This is a genomic window from Aurantiacibacter suaedae (assembly GCF_005434915.1).
GTDB lineage: Bacteria > Pseudomonadota > Alphaproteobacteria > Sphingomonadales > Sphingomonadaceae > Alteraurantiacibacter > Alteraurantiacibacter suaedae.
Genome location: NZ_SKCG01000001.1, coordinates 615,901 through 639,640 on the forward strand (window position 1 = coordinate 615,901; position 23,740 = coordinate 639,640).

21 protein-coding genes are annotated in these 23,740 nt (G+C 63.8%); 3 read left to right on the top strand and 18 right to left on the bottom strand.

Translation table 11 applies throughout. The features are described from left to right. Positions 1-2 precede the first annotated feature (2 nt). Both gltX and E0473_RS02840 read left to right on the top strand, forming a co-directional pair. A complete protein-coding gene (gene gltX / locus E0473_RS02835) occupies positions 3-1,430 on the top strand; it encodes a glutamate--tRNA ligase (protein ID WP_137679326.1) in 1,428 nt (475 codons plus the stop codon). Between the two features lie 37 nt (positions 1,431-1,467). Continuing rightward, complete coding sequence (locus tag E0473_RS02840; protein WP_137679327.1) at positions 1,468-2,754, top strand: citrate synthase; 1,287 nt, start codon at positions 1,468-1,470, stop codon at positions 2,752-2,754. A gap of 34 nt (positions 2,755-2,788) precedes the next feature. Here E0473_RS02840 and E0473_RS02845 read toward each other — a convergent pair whose 3' ends face one another. From E0473_RS02845 to E0473_RS02860, 4 genes are all read right to left on the bottom strand, one after another. After that, on the bottom strand, positions 2,789-4,156 hold the full coding sequence (locus E0473_RS02845; RefSeq protein ID WP_137679328.1) for a sensor histidine kinase: 1,368 nt from the start codon (positions 4,154-4,156) through the stop codon (positions 2,789-2,791). A gap of 4 nt (positions 4,157-4,160) precedes the next feature. Continuing rightward, a complete protein-coding gene (locus tag E0473_RS02850; RefSeq protein ID WP_137679329.1) occupies positions 4,161-5,120 on the bottom strand; it encodes a hypothetical protein in 960 nt (319 codons plus the stop codon). A gap of 35 nt (positions 5,121-5,155) precedes the next feature. After that, complete coding sequence (locus E0473_RS02855) at positions 5,156-6,313, bottom strand: hypothetical protein (protein ID WP_137679330.1); 1,158 nt, start codon at positions 6,311-6,313, stop codon at positions 5,156-5,158. A 73-nt stretch (positions 6,314-6,386) separates the two neighbouring features. After that, a complete protein-coding gene (locus E0473_RS02860; RefSeq protein WP_137679331.1) occupies positions 6,387-6,692 on the bottom strand; it encodes an Hpt domain-containing protein in 306 nt (101 codons plus the stop codon). 111 nt (positions 6,693-6,803) lie between these two features. Between E0473_RS02860 and E0473_RS02865 the strand changes: the two genes are divergently transcribed. After that, on the top strand, positions 6,804-9,356 hold the full coding sequence (locus tag E0473_RS02865) for a coiled-coil domain-containing protein (RefSeq protein WP_137679332.1): 2,553 nt from the start codon (positions 6,804-6,806) through the stop codon (positions 9,354-9,356). A gap of 21 nt (positions 9,357-9,377) precedes the next feature. On the opposite strand, the gene E0473_RS02870 is transcribed toward E0473_RS02865, so the two are convergent. The 14 genes from E0473_RS02870 to E0473_RS15485 are packed head-to-tail and all read right to left on the bottom strand — an operon-like array spanning position 9,378 to position 23,740. Further along, entirely contained in the window at positions 9,378-9,650 is a 273-nt protein-coding gene (locus E0473_RS02870) for a DUF1467 family protein (RefSeq protein WP_137679333.1), read from the bottom strand. Between the two features lies 1 nt (position 9,651). After that, positions 9,652-11,310 (bottom strand): ribonuclease J, encoded by a 1,659-nt coding sequence (locus E0473_RS02875; protein WP_137679334.1) that lies wholly within the window; start codon positions 11,308-11,310, stop codon positions 9,652-9,654. Further along, positions 11,307-12,098, bottom strand: a complete 792-nt coding sequence (locus tag E0473_RS02880) for a type III pantothenate kinase (RefSeq protein ID WP_137679335.1) — start codon at positions 12,096-12,098, stop codon at positions 11,307-11,309. Before E0473_RS02880 ends, E0473_RS02875 begins: the two co-directional genes overlap by 4 nt. Beyond that, positions 12,098-12,817, bottom strand: a complete 720-nt coding sequence (locus tag E0473_RS02885; RefSeq protein WP_137679336.1) for a biotin--[acetyl-CoA-carboxylase] ligase — start codon at positions 12,815-12,817, stop codon at positions 12,098-12,100. Before E0473_RS02885 ends, E0473_RS02880 begins: the two co-directional genes overlap by 1 nt. 7 nt (positions 12,818-12,824) lie before the next feature. Further along, positions 12,825-14,291, bottom strand: coding sequence for an NADH-quinone oxidoreductase subunit NuoN (gene nuoN, locus E0473_RS02890; protein WP_137679337.1), 1,467 nt, complete (start codon positions 14,289-14,291; stop codon positions 12,825-12,827). Then, positions 14,291-15,823 (bottom strand): NADH-quinone oxidoreductase subunit M, encoded by a 1,533-nt coding sequence (locus E0473_RS02895; RefSeq protein ID WP_137679338.1) that lies wholly within the window; start codon positions 15,821-15,823, stop codon positions 14,291-14,293. The genes nuoN and E0473_RS02895 overlap by 1 nt, the downstream gene beginning before the upstream one ends. After that, positions 15,823-17,817: an NADH-quinone oxidoreductase subunit L gene (gene nuoL / locus E0473_RS02900; protein WP_137679339.1), complete on the bottom strand. Its 1,995-nt coding sequence runs from the start codon at positions 17,815-17,817 to the stop codon at positions 15,823-15,825. Before nuoL ends, E0473_RS02895 begins: the two co-directional genes overlap by 1 nt. A gap of 4 nt (positions 17,818-17,821) precedes the next feature. Continuing rightward, positions 17,822-18,127, bottom strand: a complete 306-nt coding sequence (nuoK, locus tag E0473_RS02905; protein ID WP_119592284.1) for an NADH-quinone oxidoreductase subunit NuoK — start codon at positions 18,125-18,127, stop codon at positions 17,822-17,824. Further along, positions 18,124-18,738, bottom strand: a complete 615-nt coding sequence (locus E0473_RS02910; protein WP_137679340.1) for an NADH-quinone oxidoreductase subunit J — start codon at positions 18,736-18,738, stop codon at positions 18,124-18,126. Before E0473_RS02910 ends, nuoK begins: the two co-directional genes overlap by 4 nt. Before the next feature lie 26 nt (positions 18,739-18,764). After that, positions 18,765-19,250 carry an NADH-quinone oxidoreductase subunit NuoI gene (nuoI, locus tag E0473_RS02915; protein WP_136693013.1) on the bottom strand — a complete coding sequence of 162 codons (486 nt, stop codon included), beginning with the start codon at positions 19,248-19,250 and terminating at the stop codon, positions 18,765-18,767. Further along, the gene (nuoH, locus tag E0473_RS02920; protein WP_137679341.1) at positions 19,247-20,299 is read right to left on the bottom strand and encodes an NADH-quinone oxidoreductase subunit NuoH; all 1,053 of its coding nucleotides are present in this window, start codon (positions 20,297-20,299) and stop codon (positions 19,247-19,249) included. Before nuoH ends, nuoI begins: the two co-directional genes overlap by 4 nt. Next, positions 20,296-22,305: an NADH-quinone oxidoreductase subunit NuoG gene (nuoG, locus tag E0473_RS02925; RefSeq protein ID WP_137679342.1), complete on the bottom strand. Its 2,010-nt coding sequence runs from the start codon at positions 22,303-22,305 to the stop codon at positions 20,296-20,298. Before nuoG ends, nuoH begins: the two co-directional genes overlap by 4 nt. Next, the gene (gene nuoF, locus E0473_RS02930) at positions 22,305-23,600 is read right to left on the bottom strand and encodes an NADH-quinone oxidoreductase subunit NuoF (RefSeq protein WP_137679343.1); all 1,296 of its coding nucleotides are present in this window, start codon (positions 23,598-23,600) and stop codon (positions 22,305-22,307) included. Before nuoF ends, nuoG begins: the two co-directional genes overlap by 1 nt. After that, complete coding sequence (locus tag E0473_RS15485; RefSeq protein WP_162848935.1) at positions 23,597-23,740, bottom strand: hypothetical protein; 144 nt, start codon at positions 23,738-23,740, stop codon at positions 23,597-23,599. The genes nuoF and E0473_RS15485 overlap by 4 nt, the downstream gene beginning before the upstream one ends.

The window sequence follows — 23,740 nt, forward strand, 5'->3', positions numbered from 1 at the left end:
ATATGGCAAGCGCAGGCAGCTCGGCAGACCGTCCGGTCGTCACCCGCTTCGCGCCCAGCCCGACTGGTTTTCTCCATATCGGCAACGCCCGCACCGGGCTGTTCTCGTGGCTTTACGCCCGCCATTGCGGCGGCAAGGCCTTGCTGAGAATCGAGGATACCGACAAGCAGCGCAGCACCCAGGAAGCCATCGATGTCATCTTTGACGGCCTGAACTGGCTCGGCCTGGAGTTCGACGGCGAGCCGGTGTTCCAGTCCGAACGCGCGCCGCGCCATGCCGAAGTGGCGATGAAGCTGCTCGAAGCGGGCAAGGCCTACAAGTGCTTCGCTTCGCCCGAAGAACTTGCCGAAATGCGCGAGCAGCAGCGGGCGAACAAGCAGCCAATGCGCTATGATGGCCGCTGGCGCGACCGCGATCCCTCCGAGGCGCCCGAGGGGGCGCCTTTCGTGATCCGCCTCAAGGCAGATACCGGCGGCGACACCGTGATCGAAGATGCCGTGCAGGGCCGCGTCAAGGTCGCCAACAAGGAGATCGATGACTTCATCCTCCTGCGCGCCGATGGCACGCCGACCTATATGCTGGCCGTGGTGGTCGACGATGTCGACATGGGCGTCACCCACATCATCCGCGGCGACGATCACCTCAACAATGCCTTTCGCCAGATTCAGCTGATCCGGGCGATGCAGGGGATTGAGGACGGCTGGGACGAGCCCGTCTATGCCCATATCCCGCTGATCCACGGCAACGACGGGGCTAAGCTTTCCAAGCGGCACGGTGCGCTCGGGGTCGATGCCTATCGCGACGATCTGGGCATCCTGCCGGAAACGCTGTTCAACTACCTCCTTCGCCTTGGTTGGGGCCACGGTGACAAGGAAGAGTTTACCCGCGAGGAGGCCATCGCGCTGTTCGATCTTTCGGGCGTGAACAAGGGGCCGAGCCGGTTCGACATGAAGAAGCTCGCCAATATGAATGGCAACTTCATTCGCGAGGCTGACGATGCCCGCCTTGCCAAGCTGGTGGCGGCTCGTATCGGGCCTGAGGCTAACGAAAATCTGCTGACCGAAGCCATGCCTGTGCTCAAGACGCGGGCGCGCGATCTGGGCGAGCTGGCCGATGGCGCGCGCTTCCTGTTCGTGCAGCGCCCGCTCGAACTGACCGAAAAAGCGACACAACTTCTCGACGACGAAGCGCGCGGCCGTCTGGCGACAATTTCGCAGCGTTTGCGCGCCGAGAAGGACTGGACAACCGAGGCTCTGGAGGCCAATCTCAAGGCCTACGCAGAAGACTTGGGCCTCGGCCTCGGCAAGCTCGCGCAGCCCTTGCGCGCAGCTTTGACTGGGCAGACGACTTCGCCCGGAATTTTCGATGTGCTGGTCCTGCTCGGCAGGGAAGAAAGCCTCGCGCGGATCGACGCGCAGGCGCTCTCCTGACGGCAGGGACACAACTATTAACACAGGAGTAAAAGCTTTGGCGGACAAGCAAGCGAACCTCGAACTCGGCGGCAACTCGCTCGAACTTCCGGTGCTGCAGGGAAGCTGCGGACCCGACGTCGTCGATATTCGCAAGCTCTATGGCACAACGGGTGCCTTCACCTACGATCCCGGCTTCACCTCGACCGCCAGCTGCGAAAGCGCGCTGACGTTCATCGACGGCGAAGAAGGCGTTTTGCTGCATCGGGGCTATCCGATCGGGCAACTGGCCGAGCATTCCAGCTTCATGGAGGTCTCCTACCTGCTGCTGAACGGTGAACTGCCGAGCAAGAACGAGTTGGACACCTTCGAAGACACCATCACCCACCACACCATGCTGCACGAGCAGCTGATGACCTTCTATCGGGGTTTTCGCCGCGACGCGCACCCGATGGCCATCATGTGCGGCGTGGTGGGCGCGCTCTCGGCGTTCTACCACGACAGCACCGACATCTCCGATCCGGTTCACCGGCGGATTTCGAGCCATCGCCTGATCGCCAAGATGCCGACGATCGCCGCCATGGCTTATAAGTATTCGGTCGGGCAGCCGTTCCTCTATCCCGACAACTCGCTGAGCTACACCGGCAATTTCCTCAAGATGACCTTCGGCGTTCCGGCCGAGGAATACGAGGTGATCCCGGCGGTCGAAAAGGCGATGGACCGGATCTTTATCCTCCATGCCGACCACGAGCAGAACGCCTCGACCAGCACCGTGCGTCTCGCCGGTTCCTCGGGCGCGAACCCGTTTGCCTGCATCGCGGCTGGCATCGCCTGCCTGTGGGGCCCCGCGCATGGCGGCGCGAACGAAGCCGCGCTCAACATGCTGAAGGAAATCGGCACGCCCGACCGCATCCCGCACTATATCGAGCGTGCGAAGGACAAGAACGATCCGTTCCGCCTGATGGGCTTCGGCCACCGCGTGTACAAGAACTACGACCCGCGCGCGACGGTCATGCAGAAGACCGTGCGCGAGGTGTTCGATGCGCTCAAGGTCACCGATCCGGTGTTCGAAACCGCGCTGCGTCTGGAAGAGCTGGCGCTGTCGGACGACTACTTCGCCGAGAAGAAGCTGTTTCCGAACGTCGACTTCTACTCGGGCATCATCCTCAGCGCGATCGGCTTCCCGACCACCATGTTCACCGCGCTCTTCGCGCTCGCCCGCACCGTGGGCTGGGTGGCGCAGTGGAACGAGATGATCTCCGACCCCGGCCAGAAGATCGGCCGTCCGCGTCAGCTCTACACCGGGCCGACGCAGCGCGACTACGTGCCGGTCGAAAAGCGCTAATCGGTTATGGCGGGCGCTACGGCGCTCGCCATAATCAGGACGTGGCGGCTTGGTCCGCCGGTAACGAAAGCGTGAAGCGGGAACCCTGCCCCTTCGCGCTTTCGACTGTCAGGGCCCCACCCATCGCCTCGGCCAGACGGCGCGAGATATAGAGGCCGAGCCCCGATCCGCCGTCGCCGCTGCGGCCGAGCCGCTCGAACTTGGTGAAGACGCGGTCGGCCTCCTCTGCGCTCAATCCCTCGCCCTGATCTGCGACGGTGATGGTGGCCACGCCATCTTCGCTTTCGACGCGCAGCCAGATCGACGACCCTTCGGGCGAATACCGGATCGCATTGCCGAGCAGGTTCAGGAGAATCTGCAGCACGCGCCGAAATTCGCCGATGGCAGGAGCCGCCTCGCCGTGTCTCGGCGCATCGACCGAAATCGCGCGCTCGCGCGCACGCATCCCGAGAATCCCCGCAGCACGGCGCGCCACATCCGCAAGGTCGATCTGATCGGGCGCGGGAGAGAAGTTCTCATCCTCGATCAGTTCGAGCGTGGTCAAATCTTCGATCAGCGCCAGCAGATGCTCGCCCGCTGCCGTGATGTCGGCTGCATAGTTGGTATATTCGTCTGCCAGCGGGCCGGAGAGCTGCGAGCGGATCGTCTCGGCATTGGCGATGATGCGCGAAACCGGCTGGCGCAGCACCGGTGCGATCTTGCGGTCGATCCCGCTCTGGCGCAACGGCGCAGCGGGCTTCGTCTTCGCTGCGGCAGGTGCCGGCGCATCGGAGACCAGCAGTAACTCGAAGCCGCCACTGCCCGGCTCGCCGCCGCCAAGCGGGACAATGTGCGCGGTCCACACCTGCGGCAAGCCAGCGACGCGCAACCGCGCTCCGTCAAGCAGCCGCCAGTGCAGCGGTTGCTGATGGACATTGCCCTCCAGCGTGACAAAATCGGTCCAGGGTCGGCCGATCCCTTTGGTCATCGCCTGGGCCAGCGCGGCAAGCTGCGCATCGTGGCTCTCGACCACAAGCAAATCCTGCTTCGGCCCGAGCCGGGCGCTGAGCCCGGCCATATGGCGCGCCATCGCGATCCGGTGCTCGTCGCAATTGACGCTGGCAGGCGGTCGCCCTTCGCTGCGCCAGTTCGAGATGGCGACGTGACAGCCCTCGCCGTCAGGCTCAACCTCGACCCACATGCTGAATACCTCGCGGTCATCGGACATGCGCAGGCGCCGCGCCAGCCTGAGGCCATATTCGCGTGCCATGTGAACCACCTCGCGCAAGGCCGGGGCGACAATTTCGCCGGGCAGCTCGCCACCGCAGCGCGCGTGCAGGCCCGCCAATGGCTCCTGCGCCGCGATCAGGCGGTCTGCGCCATCGGTTCGGGCAAAGGTCTGCAGGGTAGCGCTGCCGGGCATGGTCTCAGTCCTCGCCCTGAACCTGCCCCGAAGCAAGCAAGGCGGCGGCGCGTTCTACGCTCAGCCCGTCGAAACCGGGCGGCAAGGTAATTTCGGGATGGAGCAGCAAGAACTGGGCTTCCACCGCGCCTTGCGGCAGGCCCGCTGCGCGTAAGGCAAGAGCAAAACGGGCAAGCTGGTTTTCGCCCAGCGCATGGGTCGCAAGGTCACGGCTCTGGCCCGAGGCCATTGCCAACGCGCTGACGAACAGCGCGAGGCCGGCATGGTCGATCGCCAGCGCCCGCTCGGCCCGGTGACCAAGCGCGAGCAGCAGGCGGGCCATCTGCCCGGCACGGCTGCCCCCTTCGTCGAAGGCGCGTCGCAGGCGTGCTTCCGCTTGTTGTCCCGCACCTTCAGGCACATCGGCGCAGCTGCGCATGGCCAGCAGCACGCGATGAAACAGGCCGCCCGGCAATTCGCCAAGCGTCAGCTCCATGCGCCGCTGCTGCTGCACGAACCGGGCCTGAGCCGCCAGCACATGCATGGCGGCGCCCGCGATTTCTGAATCGGTTGAGGCGGCCAGCTCTTGAAGGAACGGCGTCAACACGGGGTCGAGCCCGCAGCGCTGGTGGAGCGTGTCCGCCCACTGCACTTCCAGCGCTAGGGCGTGGGCGTGCGAGAGAAAGCCGCTATCGGCCAGGATCGTCTCGGTCAGCGCCTCACGGTTGCTGGCAAGCAGATCGTCACGATCAAGCCTATCATCAGCTTCGCCCACGGCATCGAGCAGCTGCCTCGCGGCGTGGCTTGCCATGCCGCGAACACGCGCGATGATCTCGTCGCTGAACTGAAGATGGTCGCCACTGTTCAGCAGATGCGCAAGCACGGGCCGCGCGGATGCCAGCAAGGCATCGCCGCGCGACAGTTCGAAGCGCATCACGTCCTCGACCTGATCGATGGACGGCGTGTCGGGTGAACTTCCGCTCATTACACCGGCCTTATGCGGTTTTTGTTAATTCTGCGTTATTCGCGTTCGCGGGCTCGGACGATTAGCAGGAAGATCATCAGCAATGCGGCCAGCAGCATCGCCGCCACTTCCGCAGGCAGCAGCACGCTTGCAACCATCGCCACCGCAACCACAATGCCGCGATCGCGCGCCAGCGTCAGCCATTTCGGCCCGCTCGCTCGGTCAAGCAGGAACAGCGCTGCGCCCGCCACCAAGGGAGCGAAGGCCATGCGATACCACGGTGCCTCCACCGAGAGCGCCAGCGCGCCCACCAATGCGGCGTCGACCAGCCAGCCAACCCAGGGCCAGTTGCGCGCCGGCGCAGAGGGCGTAGCGCTAACCTGCGCCAGCTGACGTGTGATCTCTGGCAGCAGCGTGGCCACAAGAATGCCGCCAAGACCGGCCGCGACATAGCCCATGTACACCGCAGCCAGCGCCGCGAGCAGCACCAGCACCGTCAACCCAGCGATCCAGCCCCGGGTCGACGGGCGACTCGCAAGCCTCGCGGCAAAGGGTTTCAACAAGCGATGGGCGAGCCAGGCTGTCGGCCGCACCAAGCCAGGCCGTTCCAGCATATGATCGAGCCACAACTGCTCGACCCGCACGGCATCTTCATCGTTCGCGACCAGTTGCCACTCGCCGCTGCGCAGCGTGCCCGTGTCGAGCCGTTGCTGGCGGACGCCCTGTTGCAGAGCTGCTCGCAAAAGCGCGGAGGCGGGGGCAAAACCCTCGCCTAGACCGGACAGGCGGCGTAGCGCCGCGCCGTCGATCGTCAGCGCGCCGCCCCAGGCCCGGTCGATATCGATCCGCTCGAATCCGGCGCGCGTTCCCGCCCCGGCGTCGAGAATGACCACACAATTGCCCTCTGCCAGCGCCGAAGACGCCTCATGGCAGAAGGGCAGCAGATCTTCCTGCATCACCAGCAGGCTGTCACCCGGCTGGACCACGCCCGACAGCGCATCGGCTGCGCCAAGCAGTTGCACGCGCATACCGGCGTCCTCTGCCGCGTGGCGCAATTCGTTGGCCTCGGCGGTGACACCGCGCGCAAGCAGCAACAGCACGTCGCACTGGCAATGGCGGGCAAAATCGAGCTGACGCAGGGCAAGGCTGCGCCCAAGCACATCTGGTGCGGGCTCGGCCCCGACGGGTTGCATGATAATAAGAGCAGCGCGCATTCAACAGGACTCAGGGCAATTCATCGGCGCCTAGCTAGGCGCTTGCCCTCGCCCTGCCAAGCGCCCCGAATGCTTAGATCTTGGCAGTGAGCCGGGCCGAGTAATCCATAAGATGACGCACGGCCACCGGGTCGCTCGGAGCGCTGTCGAGCGCCCTTTCGGCCAGTGCCACCAGCTCGCCGTCGTGGAAGCTGGCGCCCAGCCCTCTCAGGCGATGCGCGGCGACCTCCCAGTTGCCATCGCATCTGGCCCGGCCGAGCAGATCGATCTGCATCACCACACTTTCGACAAAGCCGGCGAGAATCTGCGCACGCAATTCGGCGTCCTGCCCGGAGGCAGCCGCAATAGCCGCTTCAAAACTGCCTGATTCGTAAGCCATTCCCTTTAATATGGGGATCAGGAGTTAAGTCGGGGTTTCTCCGCGGGTCGGGTGTGATAAATTCACGCGATGACAAACCGGAAACGAGTCCTCGTGCTAGGCGATACTGACATGACCGACAGTTCGGCAAACACGGCTGATGACAGCATCACCGCTGGCCACGAGCCCGAGACTGGCGAGGCTGCACATGAGCGTGAGCCTGAGTACGAGGAAGCGTGGGTGGAAGAGGACATGTCCGGTCCATCCTCTCGCGACCGGATGCTGACCGCGCTGTTCGGTCTGCTGATGGCGGGCTGGATCGGGTTCTTCATCTGGGCCCGGCGCGAAAGTCTTACCGCGGCAACAGCGCCTTCGGACTGGGTATCGAGCCTGTTCGAGCTGATGGTGCCGGTGCTGCTGCTGGCTCTCTTGTGGCAGGCGCTGATGCGCACGGGGCGGGCTCAGCAACGCCGCTTCGCCGATACCGCGCGGACGCTGGCGGAGGAGAGCTCGGCGCTCGAACAGCGGCTCACGGTCATCAATCGCGAACTCAGCCTCGCGCGTGATTTCATCGCCTCGCAATCGCGCGATCTGGAATCGCTCGGCCGCGTGGCTACCGAGCGGCTCTCGGGCAGTGCGGAGACCTTGCAGGCCCTGATTTCCACCAATGGCGACAAGGTCGACCGGATTGGCGTGGTCAGCGATAGCGCCGTCGCCAACATGGAACGGCTGCGCGATCAGTTGCCCGTCCTCGCAAATTCGGCGCGGGACATGACCAACCAGATAGGCAGCGTCGGCAACGCCGCCGACCGTCAGCTGGAAAGCCTCGTCACTGCAATGAAGCAGCTGGAGGAGCACGGCGCAGCCGGAGAGGCCCATGTCGAGAAAATCACTGCGCGCGTGGCCGAAACCCTCGCCGAGTTCGAGCTGCAGTCCAGCGAGTTGGGCAGCACCGCGCTGTCGACCTTTGCCGAAATCAACCGCCAGAGCGCCGATTTCCAGCGCCAGATCGTGGAGCGAGACAGGGAGGCACTGACCGAGACCGAAGCCCGGGCCGAAAAGCTCGTGACCTTCCTTGACGAGCGCAACGCCAAGCTGATCGAGATCGAGGAACGCTCCATCGCAAAAATCCGGGAGCGGGTGAACACGCTCTCCAACGAATGCGACACCATCCTCGCCCACATGCGCGAGAGCCGCGAACAGGCCGGGCAGGAACTGGGTGAGATGATCGAAGCGATGGAAGTCCGCCTTTCCGACGCGATCGAACGGGTATCGGCAACCGATGAAGGCGCGATCGCTAATGCCCGGACCCGCCTCGCCGCCCTGGCCGATGAAGCCGCGCGGATGGATGCCTCGCTCGCCCAGGGCATCACCAGTTTCGAGGCCGAGCTTGCTCAGCGCCAGGAGGAATCGAACCGCCGCGAGCGCGAGGCGCTCGCTGCGCTCGAGAATCGACTGGCCCAATTCGACGAGCAGATCGGCAACCGCCAGGAAGCCCACCTCGCCCATGTGGAGCAGCTGGCGCAGCGCGGCGAAAGCCTCGCCGCGCGGTTGGCGGCCATCGATACCGACATCGCCAGCCTGGGTGCCCGCTTCAGCGAAACGAATGCCGACATTGCCAGTTCGATCGAGCAGCTGGAAGGACGCCTTCACGCCAGCAGGCAGACGCTCGACGATAACAGCAGAGCCGTCGACGATCTGACCGGCGAGAGCGTGCGCTTGCTCGAGCTGCTGCAAGCCGGCAAGATCCACGCCGAGGGCGAACTGAGCGGCGCCATCGTCTCAGCTCAGGAGCGGCTGACCGGCTTCCACGGTCATGCTGAGCGGCTGGCCGCACTGTTGAAAGATGCCGAGCAACGCGGTGCCGTGGTTGCAGGCCATGTCGAAACGGCAAAGACCGACGGCAATGGCGCGGTCGACGTGCTGCAAAAGCTCGAAGCGCAGCTTGCCGAAGTGGCCGAGCGCTCGAAGGCATTGGCGGAGCAGACCCGCGGCGAGTTGCAGGATGCTATCGCAGCGCTCACCGCCAGCTCGCAAGCGGCAGTGGAAAGCCTGCGTACCGATCAGAACGAGGCCATTCGCGAAGTGGCCGACACCATCGCCCGCGACAGCAATGCCGTCATCGCCGAAGCGCTTGGCCGCGAGGCGCAATCAACCATTGCCGAGCTGGAAAGCTCTGCCCAACGCGCGAGCGAGATCAGCCGGCAAAGCGCACGCGAACTGCGCAATCAGCTGGCGGCCGTCAACGAACTGACGGGCAATCTCGAACAGCGCGTCGCCACCGCCCGCGAAAAGGCCGAGGAGCGGGTCGATCACGATTTTACCCGCCGCATGGCCGCCATCACCGAGGCGCTCAACTCCTCGGCCATCGACATCTCGCGCGCTTTCGAAGACGAGGTCGCCGATACGCAGTGGGCGCAATATCTGCGCGGTGATCGCGGCATTTTCACCCGCCGCGCCGTGCGCCTGCTCGACAAGCAGGAGGCGCGCTCGGTCCACGCGATCTATGTCGATGACAGCGAGTTCCGCGAAACGGTCAACCGCTACATCCACGATTTCGAGGCGATGCTGCGCAACGTGCTTTCCACCCGCGACGGCAATGCCGTGGCGGTGACGCTGCTGTCATCGGATGTAGGCAAGCTCTACGTCATGCTCGCGCAGGCCATCGACCGCCTGCGCGACTGACGCGGCTCAGGCGGCATCAGCCTATTCGGGCGGTTGGCCGAACAGGTTGATGTCTTCCAGTACCACCCATTCCTGAACGTAATTGGCGACGAACAATCCGCATAGAACGGCGGCAAGAATGGTCGCGCGCCAGACGACTCTCCACCCCCTGAAGTTCGCCGGTGCGCTGTCGGCCTGGCCGGGCACCTTCTCGATACCTGCCTCATCGGCTGTTTTCACACCAAACGGCAGCATGAGGAAGGCGCTCATCACCCAGAACAGGCCATAGATCGCGATTATCGAGGTCAATTGCATGTCAGGCTTCCGCTGATTTGGCGAGGATCACCCGGGTTTGCGGTTTCTTGCCCGACCAGCGCTGCGCACAGCGGCGCGCGGCAAGACGCGCAGCCTCGGCGATGGCGTCCTCACTCTTGCGCTCAGGACCGCGCAGCTTGCCGATGGCAGCAAGCACATCGGCTCGCGCCTCGGCCACGAAGGCGGGGTAGTCCTCATCGAGCGGCAAGCCGATCCCCTCCACACGAACGTCGTCACGCTGGCCAAGCACCACGATCAGGATACCATCGCGCGCAAGGCGGCGGCGCATGGTGACCGCGTCGCCATCGGCGGGAACGATGATGTCGCCATCGAGCACCAGACGCCCGGTGTGAATCTCACCGATCTTGCCCGGCGCGCCGGGTGCCAGGCGGACAATATCGCCGTTCTTCTGGAACACATTGTGTTCGATCCCGCAGCTTTTGCCGAACCGCGCCTGCTCCTGCATGTGGCGGATCTCGCCGTGGACAGGCACAAGAATGTCGGGCCGCAACCAGCCATATAGCGCTTTCAGGTCGGGCCGCCCGGGGTGGCCCGAGACATGGATTTCGCTCTGGCGGTCGGTAACCATGGTGATGCCGCGCTCGGCAAGCATGTTCTGCACGCGGCCAATCGCCAGCTCGTTACCCGGGATCTGACGGCTGGAGAACAGCACCACGTCGCCCGACACAAGTTGCAGCGGGTGGTTGTCCTCCGCGATCCGGGCGAGCGCAGCGCGCGGTTCGCCCTGCCCGCCGGTGGCGAGGATCAGCACTTCGCCGCGCGGCAAGCCCATGGCGGTGTCGAAATCGACCAGTTCGGCCAGGTCTTCGAGATAGCCGTTGTCCTGCGCGACCTCGATAATCCGATCAAGCGAGCGCCCCGCCACGCAGAGCCGCCGTTCGCTCTGCTCGGCAATCGCGCCCAGTGTCTGCAACCGCGCCACGTTGGAAGCAAAGGTGGTGACCAGCACCCGCTTGCCGCGATGGAGCGAGACCTCCTCCAGCAGCCCGCGATAGACCTCGCCTTCCGATCCAGAGGTGGCATCGTTGAACACGTTGGTCGAATCGCAGACCAGCGCCAGCACGCCTTCGTTGCCGATATCGGTCAGCTCGGCCTCGGTGGCGGGCGTACCGATCTGCGGCTCGTCGTCGAGCTTCCAGTCGCCGGTGTGGAACACGTGGCCGAACGGGGTCTCAATCAGCAGCGCGTTGCCCTCGGCAATCGAGTGCGCGAGCGGGATGTAAGTGATGGTGAAAGGATCGAGTTTGATCGAGCCGTGATCGTCGGGGATCACGTTCAGCTCGACCGCATCGACCAGCCCCGCCTCCTCCAGCTTGCGCAGGATCAGGTCGGCGGTGAAGGGCGTGGCATAAAGCGGCACGCCGAAATCGGCGGCGAAATAGGGGATCGCGCCGATATGGTCCTCGTGCGCGTGGGTGAGCACGATGCCGATAAGGTCGTCGAGCCGGTCCTCGATGAAATCGGGATCGGGGAACATCAGCTCGGTGCCCGGATATTCGGCCGCGCCGAAGCTCATGCCGAGGTCGACCATCAGCCACTTGCCGCGGCAACCGTAGAGATTGAGGTTCATCCCGATCTCGCCCGAGCCGCCAAGCGCGAGGAACAGCAGTTCGTCTTCGGGGGTATAATCTTTTTTCATGCGGCCTTTGCCTGCTTTGCGAGAATGGCGAGCCCGTGGAGCGTGAGCTCGGGCTCGATCATGTCGAATACCTGGGTGTGTTCGTCGAACAGTACGGCGAGCCCGCCGGTGGCCAGCACCTTCACGGGCCGCCCGATCTCTTCCTTCATGCGCCCGATGAGGCCCTCCATCATCGCGACATAGCCCCAATAGACGCCGATCTGCATCTGGCTCTCGGTGTTGCGCCCGATCACGCCGTCGGTTGGCGGCGCGGCGATGGCAATGCGCGGGAGCTTGGCGGTCTTGCCGACCAGCGCGTCGAGCGAGAGATTGATGCCCGGCGCTATGATGCCGCCCTTATAAGCGCCGTTGAAATCGACCACCTCGAACTTGGTCGCAGTGCCGAAGTCGACCACGATCAGATCACCGCCGATCAGCGCGTGTGCCGCGATGCAATTGAGTGCCCGGTCAGCGCCGAGCGAACTGGGCTGTTCGACGTCGATCTCGAACTGCCAGGCGGCCTTTCCCTGCCCGGCGAACATCGGCTCGACGCCAAAGTACTTCTGCGCCAGCACGGTAAGGTTATGGTCTGCGCGTGGCACGACCGAACCGATCATGACAGCGCTCACCTGCGAACGGTCAATGCCCTCTATCGCCATAAGCTGCACCAACCAGACGGCATATTCGTCGGCCGTGCGGCGCGGCTCGGTGGCGATGCGCCAGCGAGTGCGGATCTTGTGCCCGCGCTCGCCATATTCGACCAGCGCGAACACGACATTGGTGTTGCCAACATCAATCGCCAGCAGCATCAGGCTTTCTCCTCGGTCACGTCGCCTGCGTGAATGACACGTTGGCTGCCGTCGTCCAAGCGAAGGATCAGCGCAAAGTCTTCGGCGAGGCCTGCGAACTGGCCCGAGATCACGGCGCCGTGCTCATCGTGAACCGAAAGCGCGGTGCCGAGCGGATGCGCGGCGGCCAGCCAGCGGCTGCGCAGATCGTCTCCGCCATGCGCCCTCCAGTGGGAGACTTCGCTGGCGAAAGCGGCGGCCAGGTCGCGCGCGAAGGCGTCGCGTTGCGGAGCGGGGCCCAGCGCCGATAAAGCACGCGTCTCGCGGCCCTCAATCGGCGGCGCTGCCACAAGGTTCACACCCATGCCAATCACAGCATGGTCCTTCACCCGTTCCAGCAAGATGCCGCAGAACTTAGCACCGTCGAGCAGCACATCGTTCGGCCACTTGAGACGCACCCGCGAGGGATCAGCCAGACGTTGCAGCACGGTCTCCAGCAGCGCCAGTGCGGCAACCATGCTGAGCTGCATCGGCGGGGGGTCGCCTTCGCGCAGCTCGACGACGGTCGAACCCATGAAGTTGCCGGGCGTATCGCGCCACTGCCGCCCTTGCCGACCGCGTCCGGACGTCTGGCGGTCAGCGACGAGCCAGTAACCCTCGGCCAGCGTGTCCCCGCGGGCAAGGTGCGCGGCGAGATCGGCGTTGGTGCTGCCGGTTTCGCCGATGGTGTCGATTTGCACCAGCGCCCTAGCCTGCCAGCGGCAGCGATCCTGCGGCCGTGTTGGCGATGGAGACAAGCCATCCGGTGAGCAGATAGCCTATCGGCGAGATGAGCACTGCACAGATCGCCAGCAACACCCAGTTCGCCTTGTCGGCTTCACCTGTCACCCGGTCGGCGGCCTCGTCAAAGAACATCACCTTCACGAACTTGAGGTAGTAGAACGCGCCGATCACGGAGGCGGCCATGCCGAGCACGGCGAGCGCCAGCAGGTCAGCCTCCACCGCCGCCCAGAACACCACCAGCTTGCCCCAGAAGCCCATCAACGGCGGGATGCCAGCAAGCGAGAACATAATCAGCAGCAGGCACCAGGCCAGCGCCGGGCGGGTAGTGGAAAGACCGGCAATGTCGGCAAAGGTTTCGAGCTGGTTGCCCTCTGCATCACGCAGCAGCAACAGCGCGGCAAAGCTGCCAACGGTCATCACGACGTAAATCGCGAGGTAGACGAGCATCGCCGCGAGCCCGGCCTGCGTCGCGGCGGCAAGGCCGATCAGGAGGAAGCCGACATTGTTGATCGAGGAATAGGCAAGCAGACGCTTGAGGTTCTGCTGACCGATTGCGCCCAGCGCACCGACCACAATCGAAGCGAGCGCAGCGAAGATCACAACCTGCCGCCAAGCGTCAGCCTGCGAACCGAAGGCTTCGACCGCGACCCGGCCAAGCAAAGCCACCGCCGCCACCTTGGGCGCGCTGGCGAAGAACGCCGTCACCGGGGTCGGCGCGCCTTCGTAGACGTCGGGCGTCCACATATGGAACGGCACCGCGCTGATCTTGAAGGCGAGGCCCGCCAGAACGAATATCAGGCCGAACAGCATACCCGTGCTCATCTCGCCCGCAGCCGCCGCAGCCTGGATCGCAGCGAAGCTGGTGCCGCCGGTAAAGCCGTAGGTCAGGCTCATGCCGAACAGCAGGATGCCCGAGGCGAGCGCGCCCAGCACGAAATACTTGAGACCCGCTTCGGCCGACTTCTCGTTAGTGCGCAGGAAGCTTGCCAGCACATAGGCCGACAGCGAGTTCAGTTCGAGGCCGATGTACAGCGTGAGAAGGTCGCTGGCCGAAACCATGATGCTCATGCCGAGCGCGGCAAACAGCACCAGCACCGGATATTCGGCGCGCATCTCGCCGAGCCGGTCGAAGTAGCGCGGAGCGACGATCAGGGCGGCACCGCTAGCGGCATAGATCATCAGTTTGGCCATGCCAGCATAGGCGTCGGCACGGAACTGACCGAAGAAGGCGATTGTGTCGGGCCCGGAAGCACCGGCGCAGACCGAAGGCGCGACCAGCGCGAAGGCAGCACCCAGCGCCACGCAGCAGGCAATCGAAATGGCGCTGGAGAGCCGGTCACCGCCCCAGGCGGCGAACAGCAGCATGATCAGGCCCGACAGCGACAGGATCAGTTCGGGCAGGACGAGGCCGAGCGAGTTCGAGAGTTCCATCAGTGGGCCTCCCCTTCAGCATGGGCTTCTTGGGCAGGCGTGCCCTCCCCCATCACGAAGTGAGCATCGCTCTCAGGCGCGGCGCGCGAAAGGCGCGCGTCGAGCACGGCGATATCCTGCCGCATCGGGGCGAGGAAGCTCTCCGGATAAACGCCCATCCACAGCGCGGCGAGCGCGATCGGAACCAGCAGGAGGTATTCGCGCATCGAAAGGTCGGGCATGGCAGCGGCGTCGGCGTTGACCTGCGGGCCAAAAGCGACGCGGCGGTAAAGGTAAAGCATGTAGGCAGCGCCCAGAATGATGCCGGTGGTGCACACGAAGGCGGCCCAGCTCGAAATCTGGTAAACCCCCGCAAGGCTCAGGAACTCGGCGACGAAGCCGCTGGTGCCCGGCAGGCCGATTGAGGCCATGGTGAAGAACAGAAACACGGCGGCATAGGCCGGCATGTTGATCGCGATGCCGCCGTAGCGCGAAATCTCACGGGTATGCAGCCGATCGTAGATCACGCCCACACACAGGAACAGCGCGCCCGAAACGAGGCCGTGGCTCAGCATCATCACCATGGCGCCCTCGAGCCCCTGGGTGTTGAAGGCGAACAGGCCCGCCGTCACGATGCCCATGTGCGCGACCGAAGAATAGGCGATCAGCTTCTTCATGTCGCGCTGCACCAGCGCGATCAAGCTGGTGACCACCACGGCCACCATCGAGAGGCCCAGCACCAGCCACATAAACTGCGCGCTAGCCTCGGGGAACATCGGCAGGCTGAACCGGATCATGCCGTAGCCGCCGAGCTTGAGCAGCACGCCCGCCAGGATCACCGAACCGGCGGTGGGGGCCTGCACGTGCGCGTCGGGCAACCAAGTGTGGACCGGCCACATCGGCATCTTCACCGCGAAGCTGGCGAAGAAGGCCAGCCACAGCCAGGTCTGCGCCTCAGGCGGGAAGTCGTAGACCATCAGCGCGGGCACGCTCGAAGTGCCTGCCTCGATCACCATCCATAGCATCGCGATCAGCATCACCACCGAGCCGAGTAGCGTATAGAGGAAGAACTTGTACGAAGCGTAGATGCGGTTGTCGCCGCCCCAGATGCCGATGATGAGGTACATCGGGATCAGGCCAGCTTCGAAGAAAATATAGAACAGCAGGATGTCCTGCGCCGCGAAGACGCCGATCATCAGCACTTCCATCAGCAGGAAGGCCGACATGTATTCGCCCACGCGCTTGGTGATCGAGTCCCAGCTCGCCCCGATGCAAACCGGCATCAGGAACACGCTGAGCATGATCAGCATCAGCGCAATGCCGTCGATACCGAGTGCATAGTCGAAGCCAGCAAACAGCGAAGCGCGCTCGGTGAATTGCCACTGGGCGCCGCCCACGTCGAAGTTCATCCACAGTACGATGCCGAGGGCAAGGTCGACCAGCGTGGCGATAAGCGCGATCACCCGGGCGGTCTTCGCCTCGGAGAACAGGCAGGCGATGGCACCGACGAGCGGAACCAGCAGCATGGCGGAAAGGATCGGAAAGCCCCCCATCAGAACAACACCCAGGTGATGGCGGCAACAAGGCCGAGCAGCATGATCAGCGCGTAGCTGGTGAGATAGCCCGACTGCACGCGGGCAGCGAGGCCCGAGCCGCGCATGACAAGCCATGCCGCACCATCGGGGCCGAAGCGGTTGATCGTGCCTTCATCGCCAGCCTTCCAGAACAGGCGGCCGAGCCAGAAAGCAGGCTTCACAAACACGGAGTTGTAAAGCTCGTCGAACATCCACTTGCGGTAGACGAAGCGATAGATCGGGCCGAGCTGCTGGGCCACCGCCGCAGGCACTGACGGCTTGCGAATATAGGCATACCAGGCAGCCAGAAGCCCAAGAGCCATCACGATGAACGCCGCATATTTCACCAGCGTCGGAACCTCATGCATCGCGTGCATCAGATGCTCGTTGTAATAGATCGCACCGTTCCAAAAACCTTCTTCGTTAAGGAAGGCATCGTGGAACACCTGCCCGGCCAGCACCGCGCCCACACTGAGCACGACCAACGGGGTCAGCATGACCCACGGGCTCTCATGCGGATGGTAGCCGCCGGTGGTGTCCGCGCCTGCCTGTTCCGGCGTCTTGTGGACCGTGTGCTGGATGTGCTCGCTCTCGATCCAGCGCGGCTTGCCCCAGAAGGTGAGGAACATCAGGCGCCATGAGTAGAAGCTGGTAAGCAGCGCAGCGACCGTGCCGAGCCAGAAGGCGGCATTGCCGGCCGAGGTACCCGAAGCATAGGCCGCCTCGAGAATCGCGTCCTTCGACCAGAAGCCCGCAAAGCCCGCCCCGAGATGATATACACCCAGGCCCGTTATCGCGAGCGTGCCCGCAAGCATGGCGTAGAAGGTGATCGGGATGTGCTTACGCAGACCGCCGTAATAGCGCATGTCCTGCTCGTGATGCATCGCGTGGATCACCGAGCCGGCACCCAGGAAGAGCAGCGCCTTGAAGAACGCGTGCGTGAACAGGTGGAACATAGCTGCGCCATAGGCGCCGACGCCGGCGGCGAAGAACATGTAGCCGAGCTGCGAGCAGGTCGAATAGGCGATCACGCGCTTGATGTCCCACTGCGTGGTGCCGATGGTGGCCGCGAAGAAGCAGGTCGCGCCGCCAACGATCGTCACCACGGTGAGCGCGGCAGGTGCGGCCTCGAACATCGGCGACAGGCGGCAAACCATGAACACGCCTGCCGTCACCATGGTGGCGGCGTGGATCAGCGCGGAAACCGGGGTGGGGCCTTCCATCGCGTCGGGCAGCCAGGTGTGCAGACCGAGCTGCGCCGACTTGCCCATCGCGCCGACGAACAGCAGCAGGCACAGGATCGTCATCGTATCCCAGCGCGCGCCGAGGAAGGTGATCGTGCTGCCTGCCATCTCAGGCGAGGCGGCGAGAATCTCGGGGATCGACGTGGTCTGAAAAACCAGAAAGGTGCCGAAGATGCCGAGCATGAAGCCAAGGTCGCCAACGCGATTGACCACGAAGGCCTTGATCGCGGCGGCTCCGGCGGAGGGCTTCTGGAACCAGAAGCCGATCAGCAGGTACGAGGCGAGGCCCACGCCTTCCCAACCGAAGAACATCTGCACCAGGTTGTTCGCGGTCACCAGCATCAGCATCGCAAAGGTGAACAGCGACAGGTAGGCGAAGAAGCGCGGCTGGTCCGGGTCGTCGGACATGTAGCCCCAGCTGTAGAGGTGAACCAGCGCCGAAACGCTGGTGATCACGACCAGCATGATTGCGGTCAGCGTATCGACCCGCAGTACCCAGTCGAAGCTCATCGAGCCCGACTGCACCCACTTGAGCACCGGCACCACGGTCGCCGCGACATCACCGCCGAGGAACTGAAGGAAGATCGGCCAGCTCAGTGCGCACGACAGGAACAAGCCGCCGGTTGTAATCACCTTGGCGGGCATGTTGCCGAGCTTGCGGTTGCCCAGCCCGGCGATGATCGCCGCCAGCAAGGGCGCAAACACAATTATCAGGATGGAGGTCTGCAAAGGTCTATCCCTTCATCCGGTTGACATCGTCCACCGCGATCGTGCCGCGCGAACGGAAGTAAATAACGAGAATGGCAAGGCCGATGGCCGCCTCGCCCGCCGCAACGGTGAGCACGAACATGGCGAAGATCTGCCCGGTAAGGTCGCCCAGGAAGGCGCTGAACGCCACCAGGTTGATGTTCACGCTGAGAAGGATCAGCTCGATCGCCATCAGGATCACGATGATGTTCTTGCGGTTGAGGAAAATCCCCAGAACGCCCAGCACGAACAGGATCGAGCTGACGACGATGTAGTGTTCGATGCCGATCACAGTTCGACCCCCTGCCCGATACCGGGCTGCTTCAATTCGGTTGCCTCTTCAGGACGGCGCGCATTCTGCTTGGCAATGTTCTGATGCCCGCGCACACTGCGCTGCTCACGGTGGGTCAGCACAATCGCGCCAATCATTGCGACCAGCAGGATAATGCCCGCGCTCTCGAACAGGAACAGGTAGCGGCCATAGAGCAGCTCGCCGATCTGGGCGATGTTGGTCTCACCCAGCAGGACTTCGCCCGACGGCGTACCCAGCTCGATGATACCGGCGCGGTAGGCGCCGAGGCCGAGCACCAGCTCGCACACCAACACCAGCGCGATGACCAGGCCAAGCGGCGCATTCTTCACGAACCCGGCGCGCAGTTCGGCAAAGTCGATATTCAGCATCATCACGACGAACAAGAACAGCACCGCGACCGCACCGACGTAAACGATCACCAGCAGCATGGCGATGAATTCGGCGCCCACGAGCACCATCAGCCCCGCCGCGTTGAAGAAAGCGAGAATCAGCCACAACACCGAATGAACCGGGTTGCGCGACATTATAGTCATCGCTCCGCTGGCGATCACCAGCGCGGCGAACAGGTAAAAGGCGATGATCTGTAGCATGGTGCCCCGTCAGTCTGGTCGCGCGGTTAGCGGTAGGGCGCGTCGGCTTCAAGGTTCGCGGCGATGGCCCGCTCCCACTTGTCCCCGTTCGCCAGCAATTTTGCCTTGTCGTAAAGCAGTTCTTCGCGCGTTTCGGTCGCGTATTCGAAGTTCGGCCCCTCGACGATGGCGTCTACTGGGCAGGCTTCCTGACAGAAGCCGCAGTAGATGCACTTGGTCATGTCGATGTCGTAGCGCGTGGTGCGGCGGCTGCCATCGTCACGCGGTTCGGCCTCGATGGTGATGGCCTGCGCCGGGCACACCGCCTCGCACAGCTTGCAGGCGATGCAACGCTCTTCGCCGTTGGGATAGCGGCGCAGCGCATGCTCGCCGCGAAAACGCGGGCTGAGCGGATTCTTCTCGAAGGGGTAGTTGATCGTCACCTTCGGTTTGAAGAAGTACTTCAGCGTCAGCATGTGGGCCTTTACGAATTCCCACAGGGTGAAGCTCTTGATGAGCTGGGCAGCGGTCATGCCGCACCTCCATATCGCGTAAACATCAGCCAGCCCGAGATGGCGACGATGAAGAACAGGCTCAGCGGCAGGAACACCTTCCAGCCCAGCCGCATAAGCTGGTCATACCGGTAGCGCGGCACCGTCGCCATCACCCAGCTGAACATGAAGAAGAAGAAGAACGTCTTCAGCAGGAACCAGATGATGCCGGGCACATAATACAACACCGGAATATCGAGCGGCGGCAGCCACCCGCCCCAGAACAGCAGCGTGTTCAACGAGCACATCAGCAGGATATTGGCATACTCGCCAAGCCAGAACAGCGCGAAGCTCATCGACGAATATTCGGTCTGATAGCCTGCCACCAGCTCTGATTCCGCCTCGGTAAGGTCGAACGGCACGCGCTGCGTTTCGGCCAGAGCCGAGATGAAGAACATCACCCAGATCGGGAACAGCAGCAGGTTGAACCAGTAGCCGTTGATGATCCCGAGGCCGTGCCCCTTCTGCGCCATGACAATGGCCGAAAGGTTGAACGATCCGGCATAAAGCACCACGCAGACGAGGATGAAGCCGATCGAGACTTCATACGAAATCATCTGCGCCGAGGCGCGCATGGCGGAGAAGAACGGATACTTAGAGTTCGACGCCCAGCCACTCATCACCACGCCGTAAACCGACAGCGAACTGATCGCGAGGATATAGAGCAGCCCGACATTGATATCGGCCAGCACCACACCCGCATCGAACGGGATCACCGCCCAGGCGGCCAGCGCCACGGTGAAGGTGACAATCGGCGCGATCAGGAAGATGCCCTTGTTGGCGGCCGCCGGAATGATGGTTTCCTGCAGCATAACCTTGAGGCCGTCGGCGAAGCTTTGCAGCAGGCCGAAGGGGCCGACCACGTTCGGACCACGCCGGAGGTTGATCGAAGCCCAGACCTTGCGGTCGACGTAAATGATCATGGCCACGGCCAGCATCAGCGGCAGCGCAATCAGCAGCGAGCCGATGATGGCGGCGACGATCATCGCCCAGCCCGCGTCCATGCCCCATTCGATGAAAGTGGCGGTCATTCCGCGGCCTCCTTCAGGGCATCACCCAGCAGTAGTTCGTTCGAACATTGCTGCATCACCACGCTGGCGCGCGCGATCGGGTTGGTGAGGTAGAAATCCTTGATCGGGCTCGGGATCTGGCCCGAGGGCGAGGTATTGCCCGCAACCGAAGCGGCAAGCGCGCCATAGTCGGCGAGCCCTTCCTCGCCCAGCGCGGGCACTTCGGCGATCATGGCGGCGCGCAGCTGGTCGAAGCTGTCGAACCCGACCGTCACGCCCAGCGCATCGGCCAGGGCGCGCAGGATCGTCCAGTCCTCGCGCGCGTCACCCGGTGCGAAGACGGCCTTGTCAGCCATCTGCACACGGCCCTCGGTATTCACGTAAGTGCCCGCCTTCTCCGAGAAGGCCGAGGCCGGCAGGATGATGTCGGCGGCATGAGCGCCCTTGTCGCCATGGTGACCGACATAGACCTTGAGGCTGCCATCGAACTTGGTGAAGTCGACCTCGTCCGCACCCAGCGCCAGCAGCACCTTGGGTTTGGCCGCGACCAGATCGGCGATGCCGCCCTTTTGCGCAAATCCGAGCATCACCGCACCCATCCGAGCCGCCGCGGTGTGGAGCGCGTTGAAGCCGTTCCAGCCGTCTTTCATGCAGCCCAGTTCGTGCGCGAGGCTCAACGCCTTGGCATGGGCACCAGCGGCAAAGCCACCCGCACCCAAGATCACAGCGGGACGCTCGGCCGCCTTGAACGCGTCGGTCAGCTCAGCGGGCAGATTGCCCAGCGCCGAGGCGTCGGCGCCGAGGAAGGTCGCCGGATAGGTGGTTTCCCATTCGGGCCCGACCACGAAGACCTTGGCCCCGCGCTTGGCCGCCTTGCGCAGCCGCACATTCACCAGCGGCGCTTCCCAGCGCAGGTTCGCACCGATGATCAGCACCGCATCGGCGGTCTCGATCCCGGCCAGCGTCGAATTGAAATTGATCGCAGCGAGGTTCGCGCAGTCATAATCCATGCCGGTCTGACGGCTCTCGATCAGGTCCGACCCCGAAGCCTTCAGCAGCGCCTTGGCCGCGAACATCGTCTCGCAATCGAGCAGATCGCCCGCGACGGCGGCAATCGACGCACCGGGCTTGGCGGCAGCGATGGTGTCGAACGCCTCGGCCCAGCTTGCCTGTGCCAGCTTGGCGTCCTTGCGCACCCACACCTTGTCGAGGCGGCGGCGGGTCAGGCCATCGACCTGATAGCGCGCTTTGTCGCTGATCCACTCTTCGTTCACATCGTCGTTCACGCGCGGCAGCGCGCGCAGCACTTCGCGGCCACGGCTGTCGAGCCGGATATTCGCGCCAATCGCGTCGGACACGTCGATGCTGAGCGTCTTCTTCAGCTCCCACGGGCGCGCTTCGTAGGCATAGGGCCTGCTGGTAAGCGCACCGACCGGGCACAGGTCGATCACATTGGCGCTCATCTCGTGCTTTGCAGCCTGTTCGAGATAGGTCGTGATCTGCATGTCCTCGCCGCGATAGAGCGCGCCGATCTCGTCCACGCCGGCGATCTCTTCCGAGAAGCGCACGCAGCGGGTGCAGTGAATGCAGCGGGTCATGATCGTCTTGATCAGCGGGCCCATGTTCTTGGCCGTCACCGCGCGCTTGCTCTCGTGATAACGCGAACCGCCGCGGCCATAGGCTACCGACTGGTCCTGCAAGTCGCACTCGCCGCCCTGATCGCAGATCGGGCAGTCGAGCGGGTGGTTGATGAGGAGGAACTCCATCACCCCTTCGCGCGCCTTCTTGACCATCTCGCTATCGGTGCGGATTTCCTGGCCATCGGTGGCGGGCAGCGCACACGAGGCCTGCGGCTTGGGTGGCCCCGGCTTCACCTCGACGAGGCACATGCGGCAGTTGCCCGCGATAGAGAGACGTTCGTGATAGCAGAAACGCGGGATTTCCTTGCCCGCCAGCTCGCACGCCTGGAGCACGGTGGCGCCAGCGGGAACCTCGATTTCCTGTCCGTCTACGGTGACTTTCGGCATTACTCTGCTGCCTCTTGCATAGCGCCAGCACGCTCGGTGATGCGGCGCTCGATTTCGGGGCGGAAGTGGCGGATCAGGCCCTGGATCGGCCAGGCGGCGGCGTCGCCCAAGGCGCAGATCGTGTGGCCTTCCACCTGTTTGGTGACCTGTTGCAGCATGTCGATCTCTTCGACCGATGCATCGCCGGTCTCAAGCCGCTTCATAACGCGCCACATCCACCCGGTGCCTTCGCGGCAGGGGGTGCACTGGCCGCAGCTCTCGTGCTTGTAGAAGTAGCTGATGCGGCTGATCGCGCGCACCACGTCGGTGCTCTTGTCCATTACGATCACGCCCGCCGTGCCGAGGCCGGAGCCAAGCTCTTTCAGCCCGTCGAAATCCATGAAGGCATTGCGGATCTGCTCGCCCGGCACCAATGGCACCGAAGAACCGCCGGGAATCACCGCCAGCAGGTTGTCCCACCCGCCGCGAATGCCGCCGCAGTGCTTCTCGATCAGCTCCTCGAAGGTGATGCTCATCGCCTCTTCGACGACGCAGGGCTTGTTCACATGCCCCGAAATCTGGAACAGCTTGGTGCCCTTGTTGTTCTCGCGCCCGAAGGACGAGAACCACGAGGCCCCGCGCCGCAGGATCGTCGGCACCACCGCGATCGATTCCACGTTGTTGACCGTGGTCGGGCAGCCATAGAGACCCGCACCCGCCGGGAACGGCGGCTTGAGACGCGGCTGGCCCTTCTTGCCTTCGAGGCTCTCGATCATCGCGGTCTCTTCGCCGCAGATGTAGGCCCCCGCGCCGCGATGGACGTAAACGTCGAAGTCGTAGCCCGAACCGGCGGCGTTCTTGCCCAGCAGGCCAGCGTCATAGGCTTGCTCGACGGCGGCAAACAGCGTTTCCGCCTCGCGGATATATTCGCCGCGAATGTAAATATAGGCAGCCCGCGCGCGCATGGCGAAACCGGCGACCAAAGCGCCTTCGATCAGCTTGTGCGGATCGTGGCGGATGATCTCGCGATCCTTGCACGAGCCGGGCTCGGATTCGTCGGCATTGATTACAAGGAAGCTTGGACGACCGTCCTTGCTTTCCTTCGGCATAAAGCTCCACTTCATGCCAGTGGGGAAGCCCGCCCCGCCCCGGCCGCGCAGGCCCGAGGCCTTGATCTCGTCGATGATGGCGTCTTGCCCGACTTCCATCAGCTTCTTCGTATCATCCCAGTCCCCGCGCGCCTGCGCCGCCTTCAGGCCCCAGTCCTGGAAGCCGTAGACGTTGGTGAAGATGCGATCTTTGTCAGCCAGGCTCATGCGCCCAGTCCTCCGAATACAAATACTGCGGCGAGTGCCAGAATGACCACCAGCGCCACCGTCTTGACGATGCCCGTGAGCACCTTCCACGCGATCGCCACCAGGATGAGCGCAATGACGATGGGCAGGATCTGATCCAT